This window comes from Holospora undulata HU1 (assembly GCF_000388175.3).
In the GTDB taxonomy this organism is placed as follows: Bacteria; Pseudomonadota; Alphaproteobacteria; order Holosporales; family Holosporaceae; genus Holospora; species Holospora undulata_A.
Genome location: NZ_ARPM03000058.1, coordinates 1 through 4111 on the forward strand (window position 1 = coordinate 1; position 4111 = coordinate 4111).

The following is a 4111-nucleotide window of genomic DNA, read 5'->3' on the forward strand; positions in this document are numbered from 1 at the left end:
AATGATGCTATAGCTGGGATTTTTACTTCTTTCATACTTAATTCGGCTTGTCTTAACAAAGTTCATGCATCACTTTTTCCCATACCCCCTTAATCCTACAAGGTCTATAAAACGAATGTACCGTCCATTGACAACCGCTCTTGATTATATAACCTACTGCATTAACACCCTCTTTTTTGTTGTATTTGCTTCTATTGTCATGCTTAGATAATTCATCTTCTACACCTTCAAGCCTTTTATATCACACTTTTTTATTCATGAATACAGGTTCTTAGTAAAAGCAGAGTAAGTAGGCGGGGGGTAAGACACAAAAAGAAGGGATAATTAGGTCTATCCCACGGTTAGGGGGTAAGGGTAAAATAGCCCCAGAGAAGCTAAAGATTCACGTTCAAGCCAATAGAGATAAGAAATGAGCTGAGATAGCAAAGCTATTTAACGCAAGTATTTGTTCTGTATACAGAAACTTAAAAAAGCTAGGATTTAGTTATAAAAAAAGCCTTTACCTATGTAAAAGCACGCGAAAAAAACGAAGTAACTATCAAGACGCTATAAAAGGCATAGCGACTGAAAGCATTGTATACAGTGATGAAAGTGGTATAGAGCTAACGATTTGAGGCTTTTAACTAAAGATAGTATGATAAATTTTCAATGTTTTATTAACGTGAAGTACCGCAAAAATACGCAGTGTTCCCTCTAGCATTTTAAGAAATCGCGTGTTTGCAAGGGGGGCGACGAAATCTTGCAAACCAAAGGCGGTGTGGAGCGTTATTTTGTTCAATGGAAAACGTTTTATCTTTTCCCTGAAAGAGGTGGGGGCTTGGAATAATTTTATTAAAACCTACCCAATGATCTGCGCAATAAAATAAAATTTTCCATTTAATTTTCCATTTTTTTAATCGTTCAAAAAGTCGTTTGAATGTTTGACCCGAGTGATCACCAAATTCCCAATCGATAAACCGTTTTCCAGCACGATCACAGACTTTATAAATCCAAATTTTTTTCTTCTTTTTTTTAATAATTCTTCATCGACTTCCTTGACAATGCCTTTGTCTTTTGGGGATAGCTCAATTTTGGCGCATAGCCTTGATCCTAAGGTGCTCGCCCACTTCAAAACAGCGCTCACGCTGACACCAAAACGCTGAGCAATTCGGTTCATTGACAGGCCGCTTGCGTATAAAACAAGGGCTTGGAGCTTGTCTTTCTTGGGCACACCTCGTGAAATTTTTTCCACATCTTTTACATTTGTACCGCTGCCCCCTCGAACAAAACGGCTTTTAAAGCGATCCGAACATTCACAAAATTTACATACAATAATTTTTAGAGACTTTTAAAAGACTTCCTTTACTAATTCTAACAAAAAAGATCTTTAGTTAAAAGCGTCCTTTTATATGATTTTAGCTATATAGGATAAATATTTAAATAAGTTTTTTGAATTTGTCTTTAATATTATCGAATATTCCTTTGTTTTCATTTTTGAGATTCTCTTCAACATAATCTGTTAATTTTTCTTTTACTTTATCTGCATTTTTTATATCTTCTTTGATTTCAAGTATTTTGTTTTCCATTAAAGTTTTCACAGCAATTGCATTTAAAGAGTTAGAGGTGTTTTTATAATTTTCTACAATAAAATTTATTTCTTTATTATTGATTTTTTCTATTACCTCATAAAAATCTGAGAAAGCTGATGACCACTCTTCAAAATACTTACTATCAAAGCCGTACAAATGACTTTGTTTAAAAAGTATATAGGTTTCCATTAGCTCAGTTTCCTTAATAGTTATAGTAACTTTTGAACTAATTTCTTTTTGATAAATTTTAAAATCTTCCACGACTTGTTTTATTGCTGGATCATCAAAAAATTCATTTTGTTCAAAAATAGAAATTATTGTTTCTACTTTTTTCAAACTTTCTCCCTTTATTATCATATGAAAAAGATTTAGAAAGTATTTTTCTACATACTTCGTATACTCTAGATCTTGTTTTTCTGATCTATATTTACTTATAACTTCTTTTATAAAATATTCGAATTTTAAATAAATTTTTTCTAAAAGGGTCCTTTTTTCTTGTGGAGTAATAAAAGATTTAGCTTCCACTTTCTTGATTTCTTTTTTTAAATCTTTACTAAAGGTTGCTTCCGTTCTTGTATTAACAAGTATCATAAAGAGAAAAATACTTTTTTTCATTTGTTTTATATTTTAATTTTTTCAAACTTTATTATAAAAAAAAATAATAAATTTTTTTATAAATCACGAATTTATAAAACAATCTAGCATTATATAGCTAAGATTACATAAATAAGTCATGTTGAATAAATTTTAAACATGTCATCAATAAAACAGTTCATAGTTCTACGTATGTGCCTAGCTTGGAAACATTTTTTCTAAATGGAGTTGAGATCAGGTGAATAAGGAGGAAAGTATGGAAAAGTCTGGCCAGAATTTTTGCATGTCTTTGCCTTTGTGAAAAGATGTATTATCTTTAACGATCACACTTTTTGCAGGTGAATCTGGCAATAAAATCTGTACTACCCAAGATACAAAAACTTCCGTATAACAAAAGTCCGTAATTAAGCCAATTGCGATTATAGCACCACCAATCAAAGCTCCCATAACATTAGGCATTCCTTTAGCTTCCCAATTATGTTTTCCATAGTATCGCTGTTGTAGGAGTATAAGAACTTGGAATTAATCTCAACAAAATTTCAGTTGCCAGTCCCTCAGTGATGGTGAGTACCTATGTGGTAGAGCGCGTGATGAACGAAAACATCCAAGCTGAAGTCGATCAGAAGCCTTGAGCGATGATACCACTTTGGATATTTTATAGTAATTTAGGTTGAATTAGGTGTAATTTTTTGTTAAAATAAAAGGAAAATAACAAAGAGCTACAGCAACGATTTAAGACAAGGGGTAATAGAATATTTAGATGAAGGGGGCGGGTTATATTGAAGCATCGCAACGATTTAAAAAAGTAACTATAGTAATTTAGGTTGAACAAGATATGTTAAAGAACCGCGAAATAGCGTCGAATAAAATTTAGTATATTGTCCCCCTCTTCATATGCCCAAAATTTCTCTATTGGCTTCAAATCAGGAGAGTAAGGAGGTAGAAAAATTATACTGCATTTTACAAATTCTATTCATTCTCTACTTCTCTTGAATTTATGAAAAGAGGTATTATCCATAATAATACCTTGAGCAGGCTTTAGTTCCTTGATCAGCAATTCTACCCAAGCTTAGAATAGTACTGCGTCGCAAGACCCGTTAAACCCCATTGGTGCTATCGGCCTGTTATTAACCAAACCGGCAATACTATTTGTGCTTTGATACTATTTCCCACTCTTTTTGCCAACCAACTTTTTACTTTTTCTGCCCCAGCCTTCTGTCTTTGCACATAGCTATATCAATGCCGCTTTCATCAATATATACAAGACTTGGATACGCCATATATTTATCGATTCTTGATACTAACTTCGCTTTTATTTGCTTGTTTCCACGTAGGAAAAGTCTTTTTTTTAAGCTATAGCCTAATCTTTTTAACCAGTAACTGAGTGTACTCCGAATTCTTGAGCAGCTTTTTTTAAGGTCATATCTTGGCTTTCTTTGACGTACGCTTCAAGCTTTTCTAAGTCAATCTTTTTTTCTGAGCCAAGCACGCCTCTTAGGAAAATACCTGCCTTCTTGTCTGCATTTTCTATGCTACCTGCCTATCACTGATACATTGATTTTAAATAGTTGCGATGCTTCAATATAACCCGCCCCCTTCATCTAAATATTCTATTACCCCTTGTCTTAAATCGTTGCAGTAGCTCTTTGTCATTTTCCTTTTGTTTTAACAAAAAAATTACACCCAATTCAACCTAAATTACTATAGTCCTCCTTCCTCTCTGATTTCTAACTCTCTACGTCTAAAATCTACTGAATATGTCATAAAATTATTAATTAAAATCATTTTATTTAGCTTTTGCTATATAATCATCGCTCATACTCCCCCTCACTTTTTTGAAGGGGCTTTAAAAGATCCGAAAGAGAGGCTATTTTATTAAAAATAAACAACAATGTTTAATGCAAATGAACCTTCGTACTTAGTATGATCGATCAGCGAAAGGTTCAGCA

At 32.9% G+C, this 4111-nt stretch carries 6 protein-coding genes; all 6 read right to left on the reverse strand.

The features are described from left to right. Positions 1 to 619: 619 nt before the first annotated feature. Positions 620 to 778, reverse strand: coding sequence for a hypothetical protein (locus tag K737_RS10840; RefSeq protein ID WP_235075641.1), 159 nt, complete (start codon positions 776 to 778; stop codon positions 620 to 622). Continuing rightward, positions 702 to 995: a hypothetical protein gene (locus K737_RS10845; RefSeq protein ID WP_407636435.1), complete on the reverse strand. Its 294-nt coding sequence runs from the start codon at positions 993 to 995 to the stop codon at positions 702 to 704. The genes K737_RS10840 and K737_RS10845 overlap by 77 nt, the downstream gene beginning before the upstream one ends. Further along, positions 893 to 1231 (reverse strand): helix-turn-helix domain-containing protein, encoded by a 339-nt coding sequence (locus K737_RS11695; RefSeq protein ID WP_006304658.1) that lies wholly within the window; start codon positions 1229 to 1231, stop codon positions 893 to 895. The genes K737_RS10845 and K737_RS11695 overlap by 103 nt, the downstream gene beginning before the upstream one ends. Before the next feature lie 184 nt (positions 1232 to 1415). Continuing rightward, entirely contained in the window at positions 1416 to 2159 is a 744-nt protein-coding gene (locus K737_RS00830) for a hypothetical protein (protein ID WP_152531017.1), read from the reverse strand. Positions 2160 to 2396: 237 nt separating this feature from the next. Then, complete coding sequence (locus K737_RS08710; protein ID WP_006304660.1) at positions 2397 to 2621, reverse strand: transposase; 225 nt, start codon at positions 2619 to 2621, stop codon at positions 2397 to 2399. Between the two features lie 910 nt (positions 2622 to 3531). Next, a complete protein-coding gene (locus K737_RS10855; protein WP_006304662.1) occupies positions 3532 to 3651 on the reverse strand; it encodes an IS630 transposase-related protein in 120 nt (39 codons plus the stop codon). Between the last annotated feature and the right edge of the window lie 460 nt (positions 3652 to 4111).